20 protein-coding genes and 2 pseudogenes are annotated in these 24345 nt (G+C 60.4%); 13 read left to right on the forward strand and 9 right to left on the reverse strand.

Features of this window, described 5'->3' with window-relative positions; genetic code table 11:
- Positions 1-32: 32 nt before the first annotated feature.
- Entirely contained in the window at positions 33-323 is a 291-nt protein-coding gene (locus HGP31_RS17445) for a hypothetical protein (protein WP_020800060.1), read from the forward strand.
- 75 nt (positions 324-398) lie between these two features.
- On the opposite strand, the gene HGP31_RS17450 is transcribed toward HGP31_RS17445, so the two are convergent.
- On the reverse strand, positions 399-749 hold the full coding sequence (locus HGP31_RS17450; RefSeq protein ID WP_020800061.1) for a hypothetical protein: 351 nt from the start codon (positions 747-749) through the stop codon (positions 399-401).
- A 260-nt stretch (positions 750-1009) separates the two neighbouring features.
- Here HGP31_RS17450 and HGP31_RS17455 point away from each other — a divergent pair, with 260 nt between their 5' ends.
- From HGP31_RS17455 to HGP31_RS17475, 5 genes and pseudogenes are all read left to right on the forward strand, one after another.
- Positions 1010-1567 carry an ATP-dependent Clp protease proteolytic subunit gene (locus HGP31_RS17455; RefSeq protein WP_020800062.1) on the forward strand — a complete coding sequence of 186 codons (558 nt, stop codon included), beginning with the start codon at positions 1010-1012 and terminating at the stop codon, positions 1565-1567.
- A 76-nt stretch (positions 1568-1643) separates the two neighbouring features.
- Positions 1644-1799 (forward strand): annotated as a pseudogene (locus tag HGP31_RS17460) (ArsB/NhaD family transporter); the annotation flags it as partial.
- Positions 1775-2170: pseudogene (locus tag HGP31_RS17465) on the forward strand (NAD(P)H-dependent oxidoreductase); the annotation flags it as partial. The pseudogenes HGP31_RS17460 and HGP31_RS17465, both read left to right, overlap by 25 nt.
- Positions 2171-2220: 50 nt before the next feature.
- Positions 2221-2712, forward strand: coding sequence for a GNAT family N-acetyltransferase (locus HGP31_RS17470; RefSeq protein WP_168758289.1), 492 nt, complete (start codon positions 2221-2223; stop codon positions 2710-2712).
- A gap of 634 nt (positions 2713-3346) precedes the next feature.
- Entirely contained in the window at positions 3347-3676 is a 330-nt protein-coding gene (locus HGP31_RS17475) for a hypothetical protein (RefSeq protein WP_020800065.1), read from the forward strand.
- Positions 3677-4281: 605 nt separating this feature from the next.
- On the opposite strand, the gene HGP31_RS17480 is transcribed toward HGP31_RS17475, so the two are convergent.
- On the reverse strand, positions 4282-5784 hold the full coding sequence (locus HGP31_RS17480) for an aldehyde dehydrogenase family protein (protein ID WP_033042902.1): 1503 nt from the start codon (positions 5782-5784) through the stop codon (positions 4282-4284).
- Between the two features lie 164 nt (positions 5785-5948).
- On the opposite strand from HGP31_RS17480, the gene HGP31_RS17485 reads away from it, so the two are divergent.
- Together HGP31_RS17485 and HGP31_RS17490 are read left to right on the forward strand one after the other, a co-directional pair.
- Complete coding sequence (locus tag HGP31_RS17485; protein ID WP_020800068.1) at positions 5949-6740, forward strand: N-acetylmuramidase domain-containing protein; 792 nt, start codon at positions 5949-5951, stop codon at positions 6738-6740.
- Between the two features lie 211 nt (positions 6741-6951).
- Positions 6952-7467 (forward strand): HvfX family Cu-binding RiPP maturation protein, encoded by a 516-nt coding sequence (locus tag HGP31_RS17490; RefSeq protein ID WP_020800069.1) that lies wholly within the window; start codon positions 6952-6954, stop codon positions 7465-7467.
- Positions 7468-7519: 52 nt separating this feature from the next.
- On the opposite strand, the gene HGP31_RS17495 is transcribed toward HGP31_RS17490, so the two are convergent.
- Complete coding sequence (locus tag HGP31_RS17495; RefSeq protein ID WP_020800070.1) at positions 7520-8482, reverse strand: Nit6803 family nitrilase; 963 nt, start codon at positions 8480-8482, stop codon at positions 7520-7522.
- 95 nt (positions 8483-8577) lie between these two features.
- Positions 8578-9510: a GlxA family transcriptional regulator gene (locus HGP31_RS17500; protein WP_033042903.1), complete on the reverse strand. Its 933-nt coding sequence runs from the start codon at positions 9508-9510 to the stop codon at positions 8578-8580.
- A 202-nt stretch (positions 9511-9712) separates the two neighbouring features.
- Between HGP31_RS17500 and HGP31_RS17505 the strand changes: the two genes are divergently transcribed.
- A complete protein-coding gene (locus HGP31_RS17505) occupies positions 9713-13201 on the forward strand; it encodes a hypothetical protein (protein WP_020800072.1) in 3489 nt (1162 codons plus the stop codon).
- Positions 13202-13782: 581 nt separating this feature from the next.
- On the opposite strand, the gene HGP31_RS17510 is transcribed toward HGP31_RS17505, so the two are convergent.
- The 5 genes from HGP31_RS17510 to HGP31_RS17530 form a co-directional block, all read right to left on the reverse strand.
- Positions 13783-15318, reverse strand: coding sequence for an ArnT family glycosyltransferase (locus HGP31_RS17510; protein WP_168758290.1), 1536 nt, complete (start codon positions 15316-15318; stop codon positions 13783-13785).
- Between the two features lie 3 nt (positions 15319-15321).
- Positions 15322-15600 (reverse strand): lipid-A-disaccharide synthase N-terminal domain-containing protein, encoded by a 279-nt coding sequence (locus tag HGP31_RS17515; protein WP_168758291.1) that lies wholly within the window; start codon positions 15598-15600, stop codon positions 15322-15324.
- Positions 15597-16337, reverse strand: a complete 741-nt coding sequence (locus tag HGP31_RS17520) for a glycosyltransferase family 2 protein (protein WP_020799552.1) — start codon at positions 16335-16337, stop codon at positions 15597-15599. Before HGP31_RS17520 ends, HGP31_RS17515 begins: the two co-directional genes overlap by 4 nt.
- A 46-nt stretch (positions 16338-16383) precedes the next feature.
- Positions 16384-17346, reverse strand: coding sequence for an NAD-dependent epimerase/dehydratase family protein (locus HGP31_RS17525; RefSeq protein WP_033044325.1), 963 nt, complete (start codon positions 17344-17346; stop codon positions 16384-16386).
- A gap of 185 nt (positions 17347-17531) precedes the next feature.
- Complete coding sequence (locus tag HGP31_RS17530) at positions 17532-18152, reverse strand: cell wall hydrolase (protein WP_151142539.1); 621 nt, start codon at positions 18150-18152, stop codon at positions 17532-17534.
- A 144-nt stretch (positions 18153-18296) separates the two neighbouring features.
- Here HGP31_RS17530 and HGP31_RS17535 point away from each other — a divergent pair, with 144 nt between their 5' ends.
- From HGP31_RS17535 to HGP31_RS17550, 4 genes are all read left to right on the forward strand, one after another.
- The gene (locus HGP31_RS17535; protein ID WP_020799556.1) at positions 18297-19148 is read left to right on the forward strand and encodes a CAP domain-containing protein; all 852 of its coding nucleotides are present in this window, start codon (positions 18297-18299) and stop codon (positions 19146-19148) included.
- 373 nt (positions 19149-19521) lie between these two features.
- Positions 19522-20874: a chromate efflux transporter gene (gene chrA, locus HGP31_RS17540; RefSeq protein WP_168758292.1), complete on the forward strand. Its 1353-nt coding sequence runs from the start codon at positions 19522-19524 to the stop codon at positions 20872-20874.
- 401 nt (positions 20875-21275) lie between these two features.
- Positions 21276-22640, forward strand: coding sequence for a glutamine synthetase family protein (locus HGP31_RS17545; protein WP_168758293.1), 1365 nt, complete (start codon positions 21276-21278; stop codon positions 22638-22640).
- Between the two features lie 152 nt (positions 22641-22792).
- Positions 22793-24076 carry an NAD(P)/FAD-dependent oxidoreductase gene (locus HGP31_RS17550; RefSeq protein ID WP_168758294.1) on the forward strand — a complete coding sequence of 428 codons (1284 nt, stop codon included), beginning with the start codon at positions 22793-22795 and terminating at the stop codon, positions 24074-24076.
- Positions 24077-24345: the final 269 nt, after the last annotated feature.

Genomic DNA, 24345 nt, shown 5'->3' on the forward strand with positions numbered 1-24345 from the left:
TTGAAACCTGGGTACTCCCAAAGGAGACGATCATGTATGCGGTAATAAGAACCTACCTCGGTGCAGGAGCCAAACAGCTTTTCGACCTTTTGGAACAGCGCCAGACCGACGTCGAAGCGCTCCTGCGGACAGTGCCTGGCCTCGTCAGCTACACACTGCTCAATACCGGGGATGGTGGGACCTCAGTGACGGTTTGCACGGACAAGGCCGGCAGCGATGCGAGCTTGAAAGTTGCACGCGAATGGATTCAGAAAAATGCATCGAATATCCACGCGAACCCGCCGATCGTGACGGAAGGTCCGGTGATTGTGCAGATCAATTAGCGCGTCCTTGCGACTGATCTCAATCCTATCGAAATCAAGCCCCGAAAAAATCGGGGCTTGATGATTCAGACAGCATCAGGGTTTGCGTCCTCCACCTCCGCTCATCCCGTCATCTTTGCGTCCCATATCAGACTTATCGCGATCATCGGCAAAATTACCGCCGCGTCCGCTTCCTTGCCCAGTGCTGGACGATTGGTCAGCCCTGTTGCCTTGTTGTCCGCCTGAAGCCTGGCCGCCTTTCTGGCCTGGCTTGGTCATATTTTCCTTATCATCGGCAAATTCGCCTCCGCGATTGCCTTGCCCGCCTCCGGACATGCGATCGTTATCGCGCGATTGTTGCCCGCCGGAAGCCTGACCACCTTTTTTGCCGGCTTCATTGGTCTTGTCCCAGTCGCTGCCGGGATTTTTATTTCCTGTATTGGCCATTTTCATTCACCTCTGCATCGTTGGTACGAGCTTGGGCCCGTATACGTCGGAGGACGCACAAAACAGAAAGTTTGAACCGAATTATCGTACTTGCGACGAGTGGATCCGGGCATTTGGTTCAATTGGAATTGCGCTCATTCGATGGATGGCGAGCATCGGATAGAGCGGCAATCTGCGAGGGTTTCAAGATCAACCGCTCGATGTTTACTAGACTTGATAACGCGTGGAAGTCCTCCAGGCATCATCCAGGTAGTCTATCGATGACTGAACATATCGTGCATTTTCATTGCCAGATCGATCAGGGAACGACTGAGCGCTTCCGGGACTGTTGCCTCGAAGCCATCGATGAAGGCGCCACCTCCCTACTCCTCAATCTGTCTACGAGCGGCGGTAGCACCAACTTTGGATTCACCCTCTATACGTTCCTGAAGTCACTGCCGGTACCGCTGTGCGCAATCAACGCGGGTAACATCGAATCCATGGGCATCATCATGTTCCTGGCGGCAGGCCGGCGCATCACCTCCCCTCACTCACGCTTCCTGATCCACCCGATGAACTGGTACTTCAGCCAGAAATCGGTCGACCACCAGCGCCTGCGCGAATACCTGTCGAGCCTTGATAACGACCTTGCGCGTTACGTGCAGATTTTCACCCTCGAAACGGCTGAGGCAGAGACCAAGCTCGACATTTTCCATTGCCTTTCGGCGGAAGAAAAAGTCATCGCTGCACACGAATCCCTGGCCTATGGCATTGCCCATGAGATGAAGCAGATGATGTTCGCTGACGATGTCAAGCATTGGAAAGTCAGCGGTGGATGAACCGGGTGCAATGGTTCCGCCATGGACGGGCGTCCCGTGCGCGATGCTGCCTGTTGCTGAACCCCTGGGCGCGGACGGACTGATTCGCAAGGCGATGATCTACGCCAACATCATCGGCTGTGACCTCGGCCCGAAGATCACCCCCATCGGCAGTCTCGCCACCCTCCTCTGGCTGCACGTGCTCGAACGCAAGGACATGCGCATCACCTGGGGCTACTACTTCAAGGTTGGTATCCACACATCCTGCTGTTGTACGGCTCGACCCGCGAACGCTCGTTCAGCCGCCTGCTGGTCGAAGAAGCCGCGCGCCTGCTGGAGCATTTCGGCGCAGAGACGCGCATCTTCAATCCGTCCAGTTTGCCGCTGCCCGACGATGCTCCTGCCGCCCACCCCAAAGTCCAGGAGCTGCGCGAACTGTTGCAGTGGTCCAAAGGCCAGGTCGGGTGTTCGCCGGAACGCCATGGCGCGATGTCGGCCTTGTTCAAGGCGCAGATCGACTGGGTTCCCCTGGAACTCGGTGCCGTTCGCCCCACCCAGGGCAAGACGCTTGCAGTGATGCAGGTGTGTGGCGGCTCGCAGACGTTCAACGTGGTCAATCAGCTTCTTCGGCCATAATGACCTGTCATGCACAGCCATCGGCGGGAACCTTTCAGATGATCTCGATTGAACTGCACGCGGCCCAACGCGACGAACTGCAGACCATTGAAAACCTGATGCAGTTCTACACCTATGATTTCAGCGAGTGGGTGCCACTGAAGCTGGGTGAGCATGGCTTCTTCAATATCCTGCCCCTCTCGGACTACTGGCGAAAACCCGCGACCCAGGCATTTCTGATCCGGGTCGATGGGGAATTGGCCGGGTTCGTCACCGTGGATGACGAAATCCACATGCCCGATGCCCGCTACAACATCGGTTATCTGTTCGTCAGTCGGGGCTTTCGTGGCCAGGGCGTCGCCAGGTTTGTCGTGTCCACCCTGTTGAACCGACTCCCCGGTCGATGGCAAATTTTCCATGTCGAAGCGAACCAGCCGGCACGGCTGTTCTGGGCGGCGGTGATTCCTGAGGCGACGCAAAACCGGTTCAGCGCTCATCAACTGTACATCCAGGGGTTGCCGTGCACTGTTTACTGTTTTGAGAAAGCGTAAGCCCTGTCCCTGTAGGAGCGAGCATGCTTGCGAAAAACCTCAGGGCACTGCGGGGTGTCAGGCTCCCCGCGTCATCGTTGACCTCCATCGCGAGCATGCTCGCTCCTACACGGGGGGAGAGAAAGACCTCCCGCCTAATTCCAAATCGGCTTTGTCAGACAATATGTAGTGACTAAAAATATTCACTACAAAACCGTTGACGCCTTCGATTTGCCCTTGCATGATGCAGACGTCTCCCCGATCGGGAGTACTGGTAACACGCTTGAGCAAGCTCGTCTGACCGCCGAGCTGTTTTTTCCGGATACACGCTGCCCACAAGGCAGATTGAAGAAGCTGACCTGGCCTGAACGTCCAGTACAAGGGCGAGAAGCGCTGGCGATCCATCCTCATGATGCTTGTGGCCGACCCTGAAAACGTCGGCAGGGGCCAAAGGTTATCGCCGCTTCTCTTCGTTGTGACGCTATTGCGTAGCAGTTATTCAACACGACTACATGCAACAGACGCGGGACCCCGTCGATTTCGGCGGACGACTGCTGACGTCCTGGTTTCGGTGCCAGGGATCAACTAACCGATGGGCTACATGTATTAGCGAATCAACTTTGAAAGATCACCAAATGGTCAAGGGGGCTTTATCATGAATCTGAACAATCAACCGACTATCGAAGAGCTGGCTCGCATGTTCGCGGCGCAAAAAGACAGTCACGACAGCCATATCCTGTGGATCAGCAAATCGGGCCAGGTGCATATCGACTGCCTGTCGCCACATGCCCATGAAGCGGAGTTCGACCAGAACAACCAGAACCTGCTGGCCCGACTGAAAATGTACCGTCGCGGCCATGGCTATGTTGGCAAGAAGGCCGCTGCCGACAAGGACTTCATCGGTAATGTCCTGCAAACGCTGAAACAGGCCTGGGACTCGCTGCAGGGCCAGAACGAAGTTCGGGTGATTGACCGGTTCTACTGATAATCCATAGCCATAAGAAGTCCCCTCTCAAGTTTTTTGAGCGGGGACTTTTTTGTTTACTACGTAAAATCAAGCAAGGTAGCGAAGCAGCAGTCCGTTTTGCCCGTAATCCGTGTCCAGTTTTCCATTGAGAAGAAACACGTAAACATGACGACACGCTCACCGTTCACGTTGGCGTTGCCCGACAACACAAGTTTATCCTCACAAACTTGCACCATGCGAAGGATGACTGATGGATATTCCGAATGTCGGGTATCTACGTAATATTTACCCCGTTGAAACTCGGATCAGGTTGACCATTTTTCAGCAGACGTATGAGAAGCCCCCCATACACCATCAAGATCTTTTCATCGGCAGATATCAGAAGGGGGTCGACGGGTCGCCGTCGATTAATAGCTCACCCTTAAAATCGTCGGAACCTGGGGATTCGTCAGGCAGTGGGATGACTGATTTCCATGGTGACTACACGGGTTCAGCCCCGGAGCTTTATTAAGTCGGCGAAAAGCATGGCGCGTCTACTGTCAAACTTGACAGTAGACAACCCCACCTTTTGCAGAGAAAACCGTAAAGGTGCCTCTCACGTTCGATGCTGCGACAGGCCTTTTTTAGCGTTTGATGCCCAGATCTATTTGGGTCATGCGACTGCGAATGGTGAACACACCATCACCTGAAAGAATTGCACTGCGCGCAAATAGCCGCCCGCTCTCCCAATTCGACAGGCCCAGCTCCGGCTTGTTGAGTGCGTACTGACCATCGACCCAACGGGTGATCCCGTTGCCGACAAAAGGCGCGTTGACCGCGTTGTAGAAGCGTTCCTGAGTCGCTGCAGCTTCGCTGAGCAGCGACACGGTGAACTGCGGGCTGTAGCGATTGAACAAGGCGATGGCGCTGTCCAGGTCGTCGACGATCTTCAGGCTGACTTCGGGGGTTTCTTCCCACTCCCACTCGCGACCCAGTTGATCTTCCGGCAACGCTTCGGCCAGTGCTTCGGTGCGGTAGCCTTCGGCGCGGTAGACCTCGACGCTGGCGGTTTGCCAATCCGCCGGCAGGAACGCTTCGCTGCCTTCCACGATGTGCAACTTGCAGCCCTGCCCCCGTGCCTTGCCTGCCTGTTGCAGCGCATCGAGAAACAGCGGCACCAGGTCAGCGGCGCGGTCGCGCTGGATAAGGCAGACGTTCAGGGTGTTGCAGACCTTGCGGTCCAGGGAGTTGCGCACCACAGCGGCGAAGCGCGTGGCATCTGCGTCGATGTCGGCGATCAACCAGGCACCACCGGTGCCATGGAGGCTGACGGCGGTGCCGGCCTGTTGCGCGATGCTGCCCAATTGACTGACGGCGCGCCCCGAACCACGGGCGACGGCCAGGGACAGACGGCGGTCGGCGAACATCGCCCACCCGGCGGCGTGATTGACGCTTTCCACCAACGACACCGCACCGGCTGGTAATCCGGTGGCGTTCAATGCCGGGTTCAATGCGTGAGTGACGATGGCCTGGGCCGTGCCCAACGCGTCGCTGCCAATGCGCAGCACCGCGGTGTTACCGGTGCGCAACACACCGGCGGCATCGGCGAAGACATTCGGCCTGCCCTCGAAGACGAACGCGACGATACCCAGCGGCGAGACCACCTGTTCGACTTTCCAGCCGTCGTGCTCAACGCAACTGATCACTTTGCCGCGGGTGGCCGATGCATCGCGCCAGGCGCGCAGGCCGGCAATCATGTCGCGACGCATGCGCTCATCGGCCAGCAAACGCGTGGTCGAGCGGCCACGAGCCTTGGCCCGCTCGATGTCGGCCAGGTTTGCGGCCTCGATCAAGGCCCAGCACTCAGGCGTCTCCAGGCGTTGGGCAAACTCATCGAAGAAGGCGCTGATGGCCTGGTCCGACACCGTCGACATCGCCTTGAACGCCGCTTCGGCACGTTCGATCGCCACCGCTGCCGCTTGCTGGTCAGCCACCGGAATCAGCAACAGTTCGCCGCTGACCTGCTCCACCAACAGGTGGTCACCGGGCGCAAAGCGTGCCGCCAGTTCGGGGCTGACCACAGTGACACGATTACCGGCGAAAGGGATCGGCGTGCCAGCGACTAGACGTTCGAGCGCAAGAGACATGAAGCGGTATCACCATGCAATGGGCGGGCAGAAAATGTATAGCAAAAGCCGCCGAGCGTCATCCGCCACAGCCCTGCGCCGATAATCGCAAACCCGCCGGTGCCAGCCTGGCCCACCTACGCTTAAAGCGTACCCCCGCGTTTGCTGTTTCGAAGGAGGCCGTCATGAGCAACGAATTCAGAAGCCATGGCGCAGCCCTTGACGACGAAGGTCTGGAAAACGCCCTGGACCTGGCCAAAGTCAGCGCTGCACAACTGTGGGCTGTTCTGGCAGTAGAAACCTCCGGCAACGGATTCTTTTCCGATCGCCGTCCGAAAATCCTTTTCGAGCGTCACGTCTTCAGCCGCTTGACCCACCAGGCGTTTGACGCACAACACCCCGATATCAGCAGCAAAAGCCCTGGCAACTATGGTGCGTCGGGGGACCACCAGTACGACCGGCTCAACCAGGCGATCGAGCTTGACCGCAATGCGGCGCTGCAAAGCACGTCGTGGGGGCTGGGCCAGATCATGGGGTTCAACTTCGCTTCCACCGGTTCTGCAGACGTTGAATCGATGGTCAGGCGCATGGTCCTGTCAGAGAACGAACAACTGTTGTGTATGGTCGGCACGTTGATCGGTGGCGGCTCCATCGCCGCGCTACGGGCCAAGGATTGGGCGAACTTCGCCCGTCGTTACAACGGCCCCAACTACGCCATCAACAACTACGACGTGCGGCTCAGTGCCGCGTATCAGAAGTTCTCTTACGGCGGAACGCCCGACCTGAGGATTCGCACCGCGCAAACCTACCTGACGTACCTGGGCTGGCACCCCGGCACAATTGACGGCATTGTCGGCAAACAGACCCGGGATGCGATGAACCTGTATCAGGCCAAAGAAGGCCTGGAACTGACCACGGTGCTCGATGACGAGACGCTGGCGCATCTGCGCAGCCGGGTTCTGGCGTTGCCGCTCTGACTTGATGCCCACAAAGGTCCCTGTGGGAGCGGGCCCGCTCCCACATTTAAATGCATTCGAACTGAACGTATCAAAGTGTGTACAGCCCCGCCCCTGACACACCAGGCCTTCAAATTCCCGTGCCAACGACATACCGCAGATACACCCGGTTGATGAAATACCTCTCAACGGCCCCCCCGGTCCGACATCCCTGTCTTGAAGGAGATCAACCATGAACGCCACTATTTCATCGGCCGTGAAAGGCCTGCACCTGAACCTTGACCGTGCCGGCAGCTGGATCGCGCCACTGTCCTTGCGGGTGTTCCTCGCCTGGGAGTTCTTCGAGTCGGGCCTGGAAAAATTCAATGGCGAAAACTGGTTCGCCGACATCCAGGACCGCTTCCTGTTCCCGTTCAACCACCTGCCGGCCACGCTGAATTGGGAACTGTCGATGTGGGTCGAGCTGATCTGCGCGCTCGCCCTGCTGGTGGGCCTGGCCACACGCTTCTCGGCGATCAGCCTGATCGTGGTGACCATCGTCGCGACCGCCGCGGTGCACTGGCCGGCAGACTGGTCGACCTTGAGCGAACTGGCCCAGGGTTACTCCATCAGCAACAAAGGTTTTGGTAACTTCAAGCTGCCGCTGATTTATCTCGCCGCCCTTGTGCCGTTGCTGCTTTCGGGTCCTGGCAAGTTCAGCGTCGATGCGTTGCTGGCCCGGATTTTCTGGCGCCGCAACCAGCACTGAAACAACGGAGTACTGCCTTACCGCCTTACTGTAGGAGCGAGCATGCTCGCTCCTACAGTGGATCTACCTTTTCCACTGTCTCCGGATGCGCACTGCGTTCATGCACATGGGCATGCGGGGTGCGGTCGATCAGCAGGCTGAGCAGTTCCGGACGGCTGTAGTGGCCGCGCGAATCCATCATGCGCTTGCGCTTGTCGATCAGGCTCATGTCGAGGTCGACGATCACCTCGCCTTCACCCTCGGTCAACGCACCCAGTACCACGCCATCCGGGCTGATGATCGCGGTGTAGCAACCGCCGGAAATCGGCCCGATCGGGCAGCCGGTGTCGGCCATTATCTGCGCCTGTTGCTCAGGGCTGAGCCAGGCGGTGGAGTTGACCACGAAGCACGCCGCTTCCAATGCGTGCTGGCGGATACTGACTTCCATCTGTGAGGTGAACAGCGGGCCGGCAAACGAGCCGGGGTACATCGAGGCGTGGATCTGTTCGCCATCGGCCATCAAGGCGTAGCGGGCCAGCGGGTTGTAATGTTCCCAGCACGCCAGTTGGCCGATGCGCCCCACCGCGCTGTCGGTGGCGCGCAGGCCGGACCCGTCGCCCATGCCCCAGATCATGCGTTCATGGTAAGTCGGGGAGATCTTGCGGCGGCTCTGGATCAGTGAGCCGTCGGCGTCGAACAACAATTGGGTGTTGTACAACGTACCGCCATCTCGTTCGTTGACACCGATGGACACGACCATGCCGGCCTCTCGGGCGGCAGCGCCAATGGCATCGGTCGCCGCCGACGGCACCGTCACGGCCTGGTCCAGCAGCTTGAGATGTTCGGCGCCCATGGCAAAGGGCGCCTGGACGAACGAGAAATACGGGTAGTACGGCACGACGGTTTCGGGAAACACGGCGAACTGCACGCCCTGCTCACCCAGCTCGAGAATTTTCTCGACGACTTTGTTGACGGTGCCTTCACGGCTGTGGAGCACGGGGCTGATTTGTACGGCGGCGGCTTTGACAAAGGTCATGGCGGCGATCTCATTGAGGGAATGGGTTTCAACGAGACAAATATTACGAAAATAATATTGCGACTTGAATGTCGTATACACCACCTTTTAGGTCATCAACCTCGATTGGCCCGCTGAATCACCTGGGGCGGTTGCCCGAAAGCTCGCAGGAAAGCCCGGCGCATTCGCTCCCTGTCACCAAAGCCGGTTTCGGTTGCCACCACATCGATCGAGTGCCGGCCGGTTTCCATCATCAACCGCGCGGCCTCCACCCTCAGGCTTTCGATAGCCTTGGCCGGCGATTGCCCGGTTTCGGCATTGAACACTCGGCTGAATTGTCGCGGGCTGAGATTGGCGGCGTTGGCCAGTTCCTCAACCGACAAATCGGACTTCAGGTTCTGCTTGGCGTACGTCAATGCTGCCTGGATGCGATCGGTCCTGGGCTGCAACTCCAGCATGACCGAAAACTGCGACTGCCCGCCCGCCCGGCGGTGATACACCACCAACTGCCGGGCGACCCGGCGCGCGACTTCCGCGCCCAGATCGATTTCCACCAGGGCCAGCGCCAGATCGACACACGCGCTCATGCCGGCGGCGGTCCAGATATTTCCGTCGTTGATAAAAATCCGGTCTTCCTCAACCTTCACCTTCGGAAACGCCCGCTGCAACGACGCCGCATGACACCAGTGGGTGGTTGCTCGCCGGCCATCGAGCAAACCGGCTTCGGCCAGGGCAATGGCACCGGTGCAGATCGAACCCAGGCGGCGGGTGCCCTGGCTGGCATGGCGCAAAAAGTCCACCAGCCCTTTCGATGGCGGGCGAATCAAGTTATCGCCCATGACCAACAGCGTATCGAACGAACACGGGTCAAATGGCTTGGTCTCCACAGCGAACCCTGCGGAGGTTTGCACCATGCCGCCGTGTTCGGACACCAGGACAATGCTGTACACCGGTTCATCGGCCGCACTGTTGGCCAGTTCGAATGTGGCACACATGGCCAGGCCCAGAACCTGGAAACCGGGGTAAACGATGAGTCCGATGCGATGCATGGCGTTCGTCCAGAATGACCTTAAAGGAGGCATGACCGATTATTCAGCCAGAGCACCGCACTGTACACCTGCCGCCGTAGTGCGGGTGAATAGCCGATCGACGGCAATTCGGTCAGGCAATCGTTCATTCAGGCCATTCCCCTTCATTTATTGGGTCTATAAATAACAGTACACAGTTGGCCGCAAACAAGAGGCACAGGCCATGGACAGCAAGGATTCGGGCACAAATCTGGCCCTCTGGTTGCCAGGCAGTGCAGTCATCCTGAGTCTGGTGGTATCGATGTTCGCCCTCACCCGCGAACCCTTCCTGGAGCCGCGCCCCATCGGTGCCCAGTTCCAGGCACAACTGCCCATCGAGGCCCGGTTGTGGCAGGACCCTTTCGACGCGGTGGAGCGTTATCGCAAGAAGCTTGCCGACAGCAAGAACCCGGACGCCGAGAACGTTTGCAGCCCCGACCTCTCGCCCCTGAGCGCAGGACAATCGGCGCCCGACATCATGGTCGCGCTGGTCGAGGGTGGCCCCTACGCCGATGAAGTCGAAAGGCGCCGGCGCATTCGCTATGCCTTGCTGGCCGGGTTCAAGAATTCCCACCGGGTGCCGGATCAGGAGCAGTACATCCACTGCCTGAAGCTGGCCGCCAACCTGTCACTCGAGGCACCGCAGAAAAACGCTTTCGTCGATACGCCCTACGAAGTGTTCGTGTCCAATCCGTTCGATCCACCGCAGGCGCTTGAAGGCAAGCCCGCACCCTCCGACCGAACGATCGTGTTCTGGTTGAAACAGGACGCGCTCGGCTCGATGCCGCTGCAACAGCTCGAAACGCTTCGTGACAGCCTGAAAAAAAAAGTCGCCATGGCCTGCACGCCAGCACCTTGCATCGAACCCTCGGCCAATGCCGTCTTGAAGGTCATAGGCCCCTCGACCTCGACCGTGCTGCGCGACATGTTCCAGGACCAGGACATCGGCAAGGCCTCGCCGAACATCGAAATCTATTCGCCGCTGGCCACGGCCGACAACGAGACACTGGATCGTGGCTACCAGAAGCTGTCGCCGCCGCTGGCCAACCGCGAGCCGATGAAGCTGCTGCGCACCGTCAGTGACGATGGCACCATGACCCAACTGATGCTTGAAGAACTGAAGCTGCGCCGCGTCGACCCGGCCGCCGGCGTGCGTTGCAGCGAAGGCAAACTGAGCCGGATCGGCTCACCCTGCACCGGCAATCTTCGCCGCAGCGCCAACCGCATCGCGTTGATTTCCGAGTGGGACAGTTTCTACAGCCGTGCCCTGATCGAAAGCTTCAAGCTGCAGGTGGCCAGGGACGCCCGACTCGGCGACGGTGAAAACCATAAGGGTGCCGTCGACCAGTGGATCTTGCGCTTCAGTTACTTGCGCGGGCTCGACGGGCGTCTGCCGGAAGAATCAGCGAGCACCGATAAAACCGCCAGCTACGATGCCAGCAAAAACGCCCGTGGCGCATCCGCCATCGACCTCAGCCCGCTGGAGAAATCCGACGGCAACTCCCAGCTCGATTATCTGCGACGCCTCGCCGACCACATCGCCAGCGAAGACGCGGCCTATCGACGCGATGGCGAAAGTGGCATCGGCGCCATCGGTATCCTGGGTGTCGATGCCTACGACAAGCTGCTGGTGCTGCAGGCCCTCAAGAGCCGAATGCCTTACAAACTGTACTTCTCCACCGACCTTGACGCGCGCATGCTGCAACGGGGCCAGGCGCAAACCACGCGCAACCTGATCCTCGCCGCACCCTATGGCCTGACGCTGACTCGCGCCCTGCAACAGGACGTGCCGCCATTTCGCGACAGCCTGCAAAGTGCCGTGTTCATTTCAGTACTGGCGGCCTTGGCGCCGCAATCCTTTGATGCCAAGCGCGCGAAATTCGACTATTCCAAATCGGAGCTGCTCTCGCCGGGCATCTACGAAGTGGGCATCAGTGGCTTTATTCCCCTGGCCACGCGACTGGGCGCCTCACGCCCGACCAGTTGCCAGGCGCCCACCCAAGCCCAGTCGGAGCGCGGTGTGCTGCCCCACGATCTGATGGCGTTGCGCTGCCTGCAAGATCCCTCGCCGCCGCCCTACCCTGAGCCCTCCCAGTCACTGCGCGAGCGTTTCAAACACAGCCAATCGTTCTTTTGGGCCGGACCTTTGACACTCACCCTGCTGAGCATCGCTGCGTTCATTCTCTGGTGGCGCATCGAGGGCCCCCAGGACGAACACGACACACGCCTGGCGTGGGTGCGCGGCGTGCCTATTACGCTGTTCATGGTCGCGGCGGCCTGCGCCTTCATTGCCACGCGCTACTGGCATGCGGAATTCCTGTGGTTCACCTTCGTGCTGGTGCTGCTGGGCATCCTGTCGTCGAACCTGCTCCGTCGCTCCACGCGGCGATTGGCACTGGCCCAGGACGCGACGTCGAGTGTGACCCCAGGTTCATACGATGCCTGGGCGTGGTACTTCGTGGTCCCGCTGGTGGTGTTCATTCTCGCGTTGATGCTGGCGTACCAGATGCGCAGCACCTTGACCGACAACGGCCTGGGCGAGCCGATGTTCTTGCTCGAAGGCATCAGCGCCTGGCCGACCGTAGCATTGCGCCTGCTGGCCGTGCTGATCTCGCTCTCGGCGTTGACCTGGGGGTGGCGCAAGCTGCGCATCAATCGCGCGGAGATCGAAAGTGCCTTCCATCTGCGCCTGCACATGCGCAAATACCAGACAACCCTGTGGGGCCAGGTACAGCGATTGATCCGCCGCGGCAAAGGCTGGAGCCTGCGCCGCTGGTGCAATGAGCTTGGCCATTGGCTGTTGCTGATTTTCTTCCCGCTGATGAGTGCCAACGAAGACTGGTCGAAGTCCTGCGCGGCCGCCCAGGCCCGCTGCACGGACGGACGCAAGATGATCGTCATTGCGCGCTTCTGGGGTGAGCACTGCATCTGTGGTTCATTCGGTGCCCGTCTGTTGCGGGCGTTACTCGCTACCTGGGCCTACGTCGTGGTCACCAGCGTGTTGTTCGTGATCTGGCCGATGGAAGGCACGCCCGTGCGCGGTGCATCGGACTGGTGGATGTTGAACTGGCTGATTCCGACGCTGACGTTCCAGGTGCTGGTGTTCTGGGTCATGGATGCCAACCTGTTGCTGACGCGCTTCATCCGTCATCTGAGCGAGCACCATGCGATCTGGCCAGGGACGTTGCAGGCCGAACACAAGAAAATCTTCGGCATGCTCAAGCATCCCTGCATCGACGAGTGGGTGGATCTGCAACTGATCGCCAAGCGTACGTCGGCGGTCAATCGGCTGATCTACGCACCGACCGTGGTGCTGTTGATCCTGCTGGCCTCACGCAGCAGCCTGTTCGACAACTGGCCAACACCGCCAGGGCTGATGATTTCCTACCTGCTGACCGCGTTGCTGCTGCTCGGCTCTGCGCTCACCCTGCGTCGAGCCGCGGAAAAGGCCCGCACGGTGGCCTTGCAACGAATCGACGCCTATTTACTGGAAACACCGGAATCGACGCCGGGCTATGCCAAGTTCAAGATGATTCGCGAACGGGTTGCAACGCTCAACACCGGTTCGTTTTCGCGCTATTCCGAAGACCCATTGATCCGTTCGTTGCTGCTGTCCCTGACAGGTATCGGCGGTTCGGCGATTGTCGATGCGTTGAACTATGCGAAGTTTTGATCAGTTGCTGTTCACAAGTAGGGGACGGGGTGTATATCCATTGCTGCGGTAACGGCCACTTAGGGTTTCGCCCTTACGGCGAGTCACTTTCGAAAAGCGCGAAAGTAACCAAAGCGCTCTTGCCCCACCACTCGGTGCCTCGCCTAGGCTCGGCATGCCAGAACGAAGGCATTACTCCGTGGGTCGCCGCGATGGGCCATCCATGGCCCAGCGCGGCTAAACCGGCGTCCTGCCGGTTTACCCACTGCGCAATGCCTGCGTTCTGCCAGCGTGGTTAACGGGGCGCCCAGATCAAAAGCCAAAGCGAGGCGGCCTGACAGCCGACCTGACTTTTGCATTTACCCCCAACACCGCTGGCTCCTACGGGGGGTCGGGTACACCCGCAAAATCAGGTCGGCTGTCAGGCCGCCTCGCTTTGCTTGTGATCGTTCCCACGCTCTGCGTGGGAATGCCGCCAGGGACGCTCCGCGTTCCGTTGACGACACATGACGTGAGCCGTGCGCAAGAATGACGCGGAGCGTCACAGGATGCATTCCCACGCAGAGCGTGGGAACGATCAATCCAAATATGCATGAGCTTCGCTAGGGCACGGACACTTGCACCTGCGGATCAGCCCACGAAAACCGATACACCGTCGATGACGCTTGCGCATGACACAACCCATTATCCGCATCCGCCCCGACAATCGACCATTGCGCCCGGGAGTTCTCCCCCAGTTCCCGCGCAGCCTCGGGCTTGAAGCAGCGGTCCAGCACGTCGTCCGGCACCAGGGCGTAGTCATGCGAGTGTTCGCGCAGCCATTGCGCGGCTCTTTCGACGGTGGAGTCGAGCATACCGAAGTGCACGATCGGCTGCCGGGCGAACAGCCAGTGCCCTTCGCTCCAGTTGACAAGGACCAGGTTCGCGCCATGGGTCATGCTGTTGGCCTGGGCCATGAGCGTTTGATTGGGATTGACCCCATCCCTGACCGGTTCGACGAAACCCCGGGCGAACCACAGCACGAACCAGGTCGCGACCAATGCCGGGAACACTCGTCGCAAGCGCGGGCGCTGCCTGAACCAACGCTGCAGCAACCAGGGCACCAGCGGCGCTGCCACCAGGACCAGCGCTGGCAATGCCGGGTAGATATACAACTTGCGCTTGCCGCTGCTGATACAGAAAAACAGCACCACCAGCGCCACCCAGCCGAGCAACACCAGCACCCGGCCATCGCGCTTTTGCAGCTGGCGGCGCCAGGCCGGCACCAGCCACGGCAACACCAATACCAGTGGCAGCCAGTACTGTGGAATGACGTTGGTGAAGAAGTACCAGAAGGGTTCCCGATGATGCCAGGCGGCGGCATAGCGTCCGGCGGTCTGGCGCAGGAGGATTTCCCGCGCATAGGCGATTTCCTCAGCGCTGCCATTGAGCGCGATGGACAAGGCCAGGGGCAGCAGCCAGATCGCAATAGCAGCCAGCATGAACACAAACCCAAGCAGCCATCTGCGCGACTCGCCCGGCATCGCCACCACCCCCGGCCAGCCCTTACGCACCGCATAGGCATAGGGGATCACCAGCAACACCGGCAGAAAACCGACGCCTTTGGTGATCACGCCGATGCCCATCGCCGCGCATCCGACGTAGAACCAACGCCACGCGGGTCCAAGCAGTAGATGGCGTGCCAGCCCGTAAAGGCCCAGGGTGGTGAACAGAATCAGGAAGCTGTCGATTTGCCCGGTGCGCAGGATGCTATGGGTCTGGTAGGTCGCCAGGTACAACAATGCAGCGATGCGACCGATACGCTGGCTCCAGAGCCGACGACCCAGGTCATAGACCAGTGCCGTGACGGTTGTCGCCGACAACAGCCCGGGAATGTACAGGGCGAGGTTGGGCAGGCCGGTCAGCCAGATGAAGAATGCCACCGTCCACATGAAGATCGGCGGCTTGTCGCCGTAGATCTCCCCGGCCCGATGCGGAATCAGCCACGAGCCGTTGTGCAGCATCTCCAGGGCCACACCAAGGAAGCGCTCCTCATCGACGTTGTGTGCCTGGCGCAAGCCCAGCCCGGCACCGATCAACAGCAAGGCGAGCAGCATCAGGACCAGGCATTCGACCCGGGGCGAGAGTTTTCGGCGCATGGTCTATTCCCTGGATTGTCGGTTTTTGGCAATCAATTGCAGGTTGCGCAGGTACACGATGGAGCCGAATGCCTGCCCGATAATGAACACCGGGTCCTGGCGGTAGATGGCGTAGGCAAACAACAAGGTGCTGCCGACAATACTCAGGTACCAGAAGCTCACCGGGATGACGCTGCGCTTTTTGTATTCGCTGTACAACCACTGCAGGACGAACCGTCCGGTAAACGCGATCTGTCCGGCAAAACCAATCACCAGCCACAGGGTTTCGCGGGTCATGATCATCCTTCGAGCTCCTGGGCGTGGGTGTTCAGCCGCGTGCGCTTGATCAGCCACCAGACACCGGCCAGGTCAAGAATGCCCACCAGGGCACGGTCGAGGTTGCCGTACTTGGACACCCCTGCGGTGCGCGCTCGATGGTTGACCGGGTAATTGATCGTTCGGCCGTTGTGGCGCTGGATCAATGCCGGAATGAATCGGTGCATGTGGTCGAAATACGGCAGGCGCAGGAACGCCGCGCGCTCGATCAGCTTCAGGCCGCAGCCGGTGTCCGGCGTGGCATCCTTGAGCAGGCGCCGGCGCAGACCGTTGGCGAAACGCGAAGCCCAGCGCTTGCTCGCAGTATCGCGGCGGTTGGTACGGTGACCCGCCACCAGCTGCACATTGCCCCTGCCCTGCTCACCGCGCACCAGCGCCAACATGCCGGGGATGTCCGCTGGATCGTTCTGGCCGTCGCCGTCGAGGGTGGCCAGCCATTGCCCACGCGCTTCCCGTGCCGCGTGGTAGAGCGAGGTGCTTTGCCCCAGCGAGCGTTCATGATGGAGGATGCGCAAGGCGCTCAAACCGCTGTTCCTGATCTGCCGCAGCTCGTGCAAGGTGGCATCGGTACTGCCATCGTCGACCACGATGATTTCATACGCTTCGTTTGCCATTGCCTCGCGCACCTCCTCGAGCAGTGGCTTGAGGTTGTTCGCTTCGTTCTTTGCCGGAATCAATACCGACACAAATATGTCTTGGCTCATGGAGTCCCCTCGCCCTATGGTTTTACCGTTATCAGCGGCGAACGATTCAGATCTGATAAAACTGCCGATACCACTGCACAAAGGCCCCGACCCCGGTTGCCACCGACACCTGCGGGCGAAAGTCGATCCACGCTTGCAGTGCCGAGACATCGGCCCAGGTCTTGACCACATCACCATCCTGCATCGGCATGAAGTGACGCCGGGCTTCGGTGCCCAATGCCGACTCCAGGCACTCGATAAAATCCAGCAGCGCCATCGGTTCACCGCGACCGATGTTGAAGAGTCGATTGATCCCCTCGCCCGGCGGTCGAGTGCGCAGGCGAGCGATGCTTTCCACGATGTCATCGATGTAGGTGAAGTCCCGCGCCATCTCGCCCTGGTTGTAGACGTCGATGGGCTGGCCGCTGAGGATCGCCTGGGCGAATTTGAACGGTGCCATGTCGGGCCGGCCCCAGGGTCCGTAGACCGTGAAGAAGCGCAGACCGCTGGCCTTGAGGCCGTACAGATGGCAGTAACTGTGGGCGAGCAGTTCATTGGCACGCTTGGTGGCCGCGTACAACGAAACCGGTTGATCGACCGCGTCTTCGATGCTGAAAGGCATTTTGCAGTTGCTGCCGTAGACCGAACTGCTCGAGGCATAGATCAGGTGCCCGGGGCGATGGTGCCGACAGGCTTCCAGCACATTGAGGAAGCCCACCAGGTTCGATTGGGCGTACACATCCGGTTGGTCCAGCGAATAACGCACGCCGGCCTGGGCGGCCAGGTGCACCACTTCGCTGAATCGGTACTCGCCGAACAAGTCCAGCAATGCCGGCTTGTCGACGATGTCCATTTTCCGGAAGCGAAAGCCCGGCAACGACTCAAGCGCCTTTAGCCGTGCCTGCTTGAGCGCTACGTCATAATAGTCGTTGAGGTTGTCGATCCCGACGACTTCATGACCGTCCAGGCACAAGCGCCTGGCTGTATGAAAGCCGATGAAACCGGCGGCGCCGGTGACAAGTACCGTCACGAGGCGCAAACCGCAAAGGACGCACCTGGCGGTGCCGAATGACTGCTGAAAAACCACGCCTGCTTCATGTTCTGTTTCCACTCATGACATTTCTAACGCGTTGCTCCGTCATGAAGCTTGTAAAACAGAAATATTGCAGTTTCGCGGGCCTGGATAAATTTCAAGGGTTTTTCACGTAAATATGATTACTTCGCATCACCGCCCTGGGGTTTGTAAAACCTGAACAATCCGATGTCCGCCGTATGGGTGTACTCCTTGGCCCAGTCCGGCTTCACCGTGCGATCATGGAAATACAGTGCGCCTTTGGTGCGATCCGGCAATTGCTTGTTCAGCGCCTTGCGTGCGATTTCCTTGGCCATCGCGTAAGGCACCTCCTCCTGAACGGAGTCCGGGCGCCCATCGCACCACCAGGAAAACTGGCAGCTCCTGGTCTCCGAGCCCTGCTTGACTACAGCACACACGGTATCGGGAAAACCTTCATGGCCGAGGCGATTCATGACCACGTTGGCCACCGCTTCCATGTCGGCCGAGTCCTTGCCCTTGGCTTCCCAGTAGATCGAACGGGCGAGACAGGTGATGGCGTCATCCAGCGGCGCCTTGCCCGCCGGGTCCACGGCCTGGACCTCAGGCTGGGTAATGGCTTGAGACTTGGGCACTGCCGCGGGGCCGCTGTTTTCTGCGGCCTTGTGCTCCAGCACCTGGGCCTTGTCTTCGGCGACTTTCTGTTTTTGTTCCTGGTCAGTGGCGAATGCCGGGACAGCGAGCAGGGTCAGGGCGAGGCAGGTGGAAATCCAGGCGTGGCGCATGATCGGACACTACTCCGTAGGCAGTATCGCTTGAGTGTAGTAGTGAAATGATGGCGCGGAGGATGCAACAACCCGGAAAAAGGCATTGCGCTCAAGGGGGGCACTTCGCGCATCATGGGCGCAGTCAGCTCAAGGAGGATTTCCATGCCTTTCCTATCGTCCACCCTGCGCCTTGCCGGGGTTTCACTGGGACTTCTGTTTGCCGCCACCGCGCTGGCGAGCGACGAGTCGCAACTGATCGAATCGATCAACGTCTACCGCGCCCAGTTGCAGCGTTGCGCAGGCCAGGTGTCATCGGAACTGCCGCCGCTGTCGGCCGACCCGCGGCTGGTGCTGTCCGCCGCCAGCGTCGGCAACCTGCAACAGGCCATGGCCAGTGCAGGGTATCCGATGAAGAATGTGCAGGCGATCAGCCTGACCGGGCCGCGTGATGCGCCCTCGGCGATGAAGGCGATCCAGGAAAGTTTTTGCCAGATAGTGCTCGACCCGCAGTTCGTCGACGTCGGCGTCAGCCGCCAGGACCGCGAGTGGCGCATCGTACTGGCCCGGCCATTGTTGAGCGCACGCCTGGGCGATTGGCAGACCGAAGGGCAGAAACTGCTCGCCGAACTCAACGTCGCGCGCAGCCGCCCCCGCCAATGTGGCGCACAAACCTTCAACGCCACCACGCCGCTGGCCTGGAACGCCACCCTGGCGAGCGCCGCCGAAACCCAGGCGCGCAGCATGGCCAACAACAATTACTTCGATCACAAGGACCGCGACGGCCGTACCCCAGGCGATCGCGCCGAACTGGCGGGCTACGACTTCCAGCAGATCGGCGAGAACATCGCCGCCGGGCAGGACAGCGTACGCAAGGTGGTCGACGGTTGGCTGGCCAGCCCCGGCCATTGCGCCAACCTGATGAACCCACAGTTCCGCGACCTCGGCGCGGCGTATGCGGTTGATCCGAAGAGCGATGCGGGGATTTACTGGACGGTGATGTTCGGGGCGCAATGAATGACGACAGCCGCAGCGGCGCACCATCGCTGCGCGCTTGAAAATCCTTCATAGACTCCGTCGATCACCCAGTCACTCATAGTGATTGGACGTACGGACTCGTTGCTCCTAGCCTGCGCCGCGTCATGCCCATGACCGGCGATTAAATGCCAGCTCCATCACTGTCCTTGCCCAGGCGCACAACCATGATCGTGAGACCCAAACCCAACCTGATATCGAGCGCGATGTCCTGGCGGCCATGGGTGAGACGACATTGCCGCCGCCGCTCATGCCGGTGGACTACGTTTTGAGTTGACGCAGTGCCTGGCTATTCAAACCGCGTGCTCATGGTTAAAGTCGCGTGTCAGAGAGTCCCTGCAAAAGGAATCGCCGTTTGAGCCCTGCCCCCGTCGAAGCACAGCAACCCGCGAAGCCCGCTGCAATCAGTCTGCGAGAAGCGTTCCGTTTCTGGCTCAAGCTCGGTTTCATAAGCTTCGGCGGGCCGGCCGGGCAGATCTCGATCATGCACCAGGAACTGGTCGAACGCCGGCGCTGGATCTCCGAGCGACGCTTCCTGCATGCGCTCAACTATTGCATGTTGCTGCCCGGCCCCGAGGCCCAGCAACTGGCGACCTACATCGGCTGGCTGATGCACCGGACTTGGGGCGGCGTGATTGCCGGCGTGCTGTTCGTGCTGCCGTCGCTGTTTCTCCTGATAGCCTTGTCCTGGGTGTATGTCGCCTTCGGTGAGGTGCCGGTGGTGGTCGGGCTGTTCTACGGGATCAAGCCGGCGGTGACCGCCATTGTGCTGCAGGCGGCGCATCGGATCGGCTCCCGGGCCTTGAAAAACGCCTGGATGTGGGGCATCGCCGCCGCGTCATTCGTGGCCATCTTCGCGCTCAACGTACCGTTTCCCTTGATCGTTTTGGGGGCAGCAATCATCGGTTATTTCGGTGGGCGCCTGGCCCCCGAAAAATTCCGTACCGGCGGGCACGGCGCCGCGCAAAAATCCTTCGGCGCCGCCGTCATCGACGACGACACACCCACGCCCGAGCATGCCCGTTTCAGCAGCTGGAAACTGCTGCGCCTGGCCCTGATCGGCGCGCTGTTGTGGGCGCTGCCGATGGCCTCCCTCACCACCCTGTTCGGCTGGGAAGGCACGCTGACCCAGATGGGCTGGTTTTTCACCAAGGCGGCGCTGCTGACCTTCGGCGGTGCCTACGCGGTGCTGCCGTATGTCTACCAGGGCGCGGTCGGCCACTATGGATGGCTGACGCCGACGCAGATGATCGATGGCCTGGCGCTCGGCGAAACCACACCCGGGCCACTGATCATGGTGGTCGCCTTCGTCGGTTTCATCGGCGGCTACGTGCATCAGGTGTTCGGTCCCGATCAGGCCTTCGTCGCCGGTGCCGTCGCCGCCATGCTGGTGACCTGGTTCACCTTCCTGCCTTCGTTCCTGTTCATTCTCGCCGGTGGCCCGCTGGTGGAATCGACGCACAACGAACTCAAGTTCACCGCGCCGCTGACCGCGATTACCGCTGCGGTGGTTGGCGTGATTGTCAATCTGGCGTGCTTCTTTGCTTATCATGTGCTGTGGCCTGAGGGCTTCGCCAATCGGCTGGACTGGCCGTCGCTGCTGATCGCCATTGCGGCCGCGATTGCCCTGCTGAAGTTCAAGCGCGGGGTCATCGAAGTATTGTCCGGTTGTGGGCTGATCGGGGTGGCCGTGCACCTTCTGCGCTGAAAACAGACGTTTACAGGTTGCGCTTTCACCCCTAGTATCCAGTCACTGCGGATAGCGTGTTATCCGCCACCGACGATTTCCCCTGCTGGAAACCTGAGTCATGAGCACCGCACCGTCAGAGCACCACTTGCTGGACGTCTCATTCCTGACCCCCTCTGCAGGGGTCGTGGACGGCATTGCCTCATGAAGCGCATCGTCAACCTGCCCATGGCCCTGCGCCGCTCCAAACTGCGTCACTCCGCACGCCCGCCGGATAGCACCCTGCTCGCCTGATTGCGTCCACGACGCGTCGAGCCCCTTACTTTTTCGCTATCGCTGCCAGCGCGTCGCGGGTCTTTATCCGCCGTCGCGCCCGGGCCTGAATCCGTGCGTCCGCGGGACGCCAACGTGAGTGATGAACAATGAAATTCGCAGCCCTTGAAGACGCCCAACGCTTTTTGGCGAACAACCCCGATATCGACATGATCGAGCTGTTCATTCTCGATGCCAACGGCGTGCCGCGCGGCAAGCTGTTGCACCGCGAGGAACTGCTGGCGGTGTATGAAAGCGGTCGCCCGCTGCCCAGCACCATCCTCGGCCTGACCTTGCAAGGCGATGACGTCGAGAACTCCGGACTGGTCTGGGAGGTGGGTGACATCGACTGCCGTGCCTACCCGCTCGAAGGCAGCCTGGTGCGTTTGCCGTGGCGGCAGATTCCGACCGCGGCGGTGCAAGTCAGCATGCACCCGCAAGAAGGCATGCCGGCGAGCATCGCGGATCCACGTCACCTGCTGATCAAGGTCATCGAGCGGTTGCAAGCCGAGGGATACCACCCGGTGATGGCGTGCGAGCTGGAGTTCTATTTGCTGGACGCCAAGCGCGATCACAATGGTCGCCCGCAACCGGCGCTGGACGCTGACGGCGGTCGACCGCGACATACCCAGGTCTATGGCCTGCGTGAGCTGGAGCAGATCGAGCCTTTCCTCGCCGACCTCTATGGCGCGTGCAAACTCCATGGCATTCCGGCACGCACGGCGATTTCCGAATACGCGCCGGGGCAGGTGGAAATCACCCTGGAACACGGCGATGCCTTGCAGGCGATGGATCAGGCGGTGCGTTACAAACGCCTGGTCAAAGCCGTGGCCCACAAGCACGGCATGCAGGCGACGTTCATGGCTAAACCCTTCGATCATCTGGCGGGCACCGGCATGCACATGCACGTCAGCATCGCCGATGCCGAAGGCCGCAACCTGTTCGCGTCCGAGGACCCGGCCGGCACCCCGCTGCTGCGCACCGCCATCGGCGGCATGCTGGCGTCGCTGCTCGATTCGCTGTTGCTGTTCTGCCCCAATGCCAACTCCTACCGGCGCTTCCAGGCCAACAGCTATGCGCCGCTGGCCCCGACCTGGGGCGTCGACAACCGCACCGTCAGCCTGCGGGTGCCCGGTGGCCCGGCCAACAGCCGTCACATCGAACATCGCATCTGCGGTGCCGATGCCAACCCGTACCTGGCAGCAGCGGCGATCCTGGCTGGCATCCATCGCGGCATCAGCGAGAACCTCGACCCGGGCGAACCGGTGCAAGGCAATGGCTACGCGCAGGCCACGCAGTTGCTGCCGACCGACTGGCTGACATCACTGACGGCGCTGGAAAATTCGGTGTGGGCGCGGGATGCGTTGGGGCAGGAATTTCTGGGAGTGTACCTGGCGGTCAAACGTGCGGAGTATCGGCAGTTCATGGCTGAAGTGGGTGAGCAGGATTGGCGTTGGTACTTGACTGAGGCGTAAACCGCCATCCGCCCCGCCCTGTGGGAGCGAGCCTGCTCGCGAAAGCGGTGTGTCAGTCACTACAAGTGCTGAATGTGCCGGCCGCTTCGCGAGCAGGCTCGCTCCCACAAGGATCGCGCTGTCTCTCGACCTCATTTCGCCTGGACAAAAACATGACCCAACGCACCAACTCCTACTACACCGCCACCCTCAACCACGAAACCGATTGCCCAACCCTGCAAGGCCAGCACCGCGTCGACGTAGTCATCATCGGCGGCGGATTCACTGGCGTCGCCACGGCCGTCGAACTGGCGGAGAAAGGCCTGAAGGTCGCCATCGTCGAAAGCCACAAGATCGGCTGGGGCGCCACCGGGCGCAACGGTGGCCAGGTCACCGGCAGCCTCTCGGGCGAGGAAGCCATGCGTAAGCAGATGCGTCGCAGCCTCGGCGATGAAGTCGACGATTTCATCTGGCACCTGCGCTGGCGCGGGCACCAGATCATCGAGCAACGGGTGGAGAAATACGGCATTGCCTGCGACCTCAAGCACGGCCACCTGCACGCGGCGTACAAATCTGCCCACATGGACGGTTTGCGCAAGGACTACGACGAAGCGCTGCGCCGCGGCATGGGTGACGACGTCAGCCTGCTCGACCGCAGCCAGGTACGCGACCTGCTGCAGAGCGACCTCTACCACGGCGCGATCAAGAACACCCGCAACATGCACCTGCATCCACTCAACCTGTGCATCGGCGAAGCGCAGGCGGCAGAAAGCCTGGGCGCATTGATCTTCGAAAACAGCGAAGTGCTGGAAATCATTCACGGCGACCAACCAGGCGTGCGCACCGCCCAAGGTCGCATCGATGCCAATCAGGTGCTGCTGGCCGGTGACGTCTACCACAAGCTGGAACCGGGCAAGCTCAAGGGCAAGATCTTCCCGGCAATGGGCGGCATCGTCACCACTGCGCCGCTGGGCGACCTGGCCAAACAGATCAACCCTGAAGACCTCGCCGTCTACGATTGCCGCTTCGTGCTCGACTACTACCGCCTGACCGCCGACGGCCGCCTGTTGTTCGGCGGCGGCGCCAACTACAGCGGCAAGGATTCGCGCGACATCGCCGCCGAGTTACGCCCGTGCATCGAGCAGACGTTCCCGGCACTCAAAGGCGTGGCCATCGACTATCAGTGGAGCTGCGCGATGGGCATCGTGATCAACCGCATCCCGCAAGTGGGCAAACTCTCGGACAACGTCTGGTACTGCCAGGGCTACTCCGGGCACGGCATCGCCACCACCCACATCATGGGCGAAATCATGGGCCGCGCGATCACCGGGCAGCTTGAGCAGTACGACACCTTCGCTGCCTGCCAGCATATCCGCGTGCCCATGGGCGACCTGCTTGGCAACCCGATGCTGGCGGCGGGCATGTGGTACTACCAGATGCTGGAGCGACTGCGCTGATAGTGCGACAGCTAAAACCCGACTGTGGGAGCCTGCTCGCCCCCACAGTTTGTCTGCAGTGACTCAAGCCGCGATTCACGCGCCAGCTATCAATTCCTTCGATCTTTCAAATCACCAAGGCGAATTTTTTATTTGCGTCCGACCTGTTCAAGATGAGCGCCATCACCCCTGACTCGGATGGAAACGACATGAATCTAAATTTCGCCTTTGCCTGCATGATCGTGGTTTCATTCACCATCGCATTGGTGCACACCTGATTCGCATCAACG

The sequence above is a fragment of the Pseudomonas umsongensis genome (genome assembly GCF_012647205.1).
Lineage (GTDB): Bacteria > Pseudomonadota > Gammaproteobacteria > Pseudomonadales > Pseudomonadaceae > Aquipseudomonas > Aquipseudomonas umsongensis.

Coding starts and splice junctions, on each gene's coding strand:
- HGP31_RS17510 (WP_168758290.1), bottom strand. CDS start 15,318: ATGCGCCGAAAACTCTCGCCCCGGGTCGAATGCCTGGTCCTGATGCTG.
- HGP31_RS17535 (WP_020799556.1), top strand. CDS start 18,297: ATGCCTTTCCTATCGTCCACCCTGCGCCTTGCCGGGGTTTCACTGGGA.
- HGP31_RS17480 (WP_033042902.1), bottom strand. CDS start 5,784: ATGTCTCTTGCGCTCGAACGTCTAGTCGCTGGCACGCCGATCCCTTTC.
- HGP31_RS17500 (WP_033042903.1), bottom strand. CDS start 9,510: ATGCATCGCATCGGACTCATCGTTTACCCCGGTTTCCAGGTTCTGGGC.
- HGP31_RS17490 (WP_020800069.1), top strand. CDS start 6,952: ATGAACGCCACTATTTCATCGGCCGTGAAAGGCCTGCACCTGAACCTT.
- HGP31_RS17455 (WP_020800062.1), top strand. CDS start 1,010: ATGACTGAACATATCGTGCATTTTCATTGCCAGATCGATCAGGGAACG.
- HGP31_RS17445 (WP_020800060.1), top strand. CDS start 33: ATGTATGCGGTAATAAGAACCTACCTCGGTGCAGGAGCCAAACAGCTT.
- HGP31_RS17530 (WP_151142539.1), bottom strand. CDS start 18,152: ATGCGCCACGCCTGGATTTCCACCTGCCTCGCCCTGACCCTGCTCGCT.
- HGP31_RS17505 (WP_020800072.1), top strand. CDS start 9,713: ATGGACAGCAAGGATTCGGGCACAAATCTGGCCCTCTGGTTGCCAGGC.
- HGP31_RS17495 (WP_020800070.1), bottom strand. CDS start 8,482: ATGACCTTTGTCAAAGCCGCCGCCGTACAAATCAGCCCCGTGCTCCAC.
- HGP31_RS17545 (WP_168758293.1), top strand. CDS start 21,276: ATGAAATTCGCAGCCCTTGAAGACGCCCAACGCTTTTTGGCGAACAAC.
- HGP31_RS17485 (WP_020800068.1), top strand. CDS start 5,949: ATGAGCAACGAATTCAGAAGCCATGGCGCAGCCCTTGACGACGAAGGT.
- HGP31_RS17475 (WP_020800065.1), top strand. CDS start 3,347: ATGAATCTGAACAATCAACCGACTATCGAAGAGCTGGCTCGCATGTTC.
- HGP31_RS17550 (WP_168758294.1), top strand. CDS start 22,793: ATGACCCAACGCACCAACTCCTACTACACCGCCACCCTCAACCACGAA.
- HGP31_RS17515 (WP_168758291.1), bottom strand. CDS start 15,600: ATGATCATGACCCGCGAAACCCTGTGGCTGGTGATTGGTTTTGCCGGA.
- HGP31_RS17470 (WP_168758289.1), top strand. CDS start 2,221: ATGATCTCGATTGAACTGCACGCGGCCCAACGCGACGAACTGCAGACC.
- HGP31_RS17520 (WP_020799552.1), bottom strand. CDS start 16,337: ATGAGCCAAGACATATTTGTGTCGGTATTGATTCCGGCAAAGAACGAA.
- HGP31_RS17450 (WP_020800061.1), bottom strand. CDS start 749: ATGGCCAATACAGGAAATAAAAATCCCGGCAGCGACTGGGACAAGACC.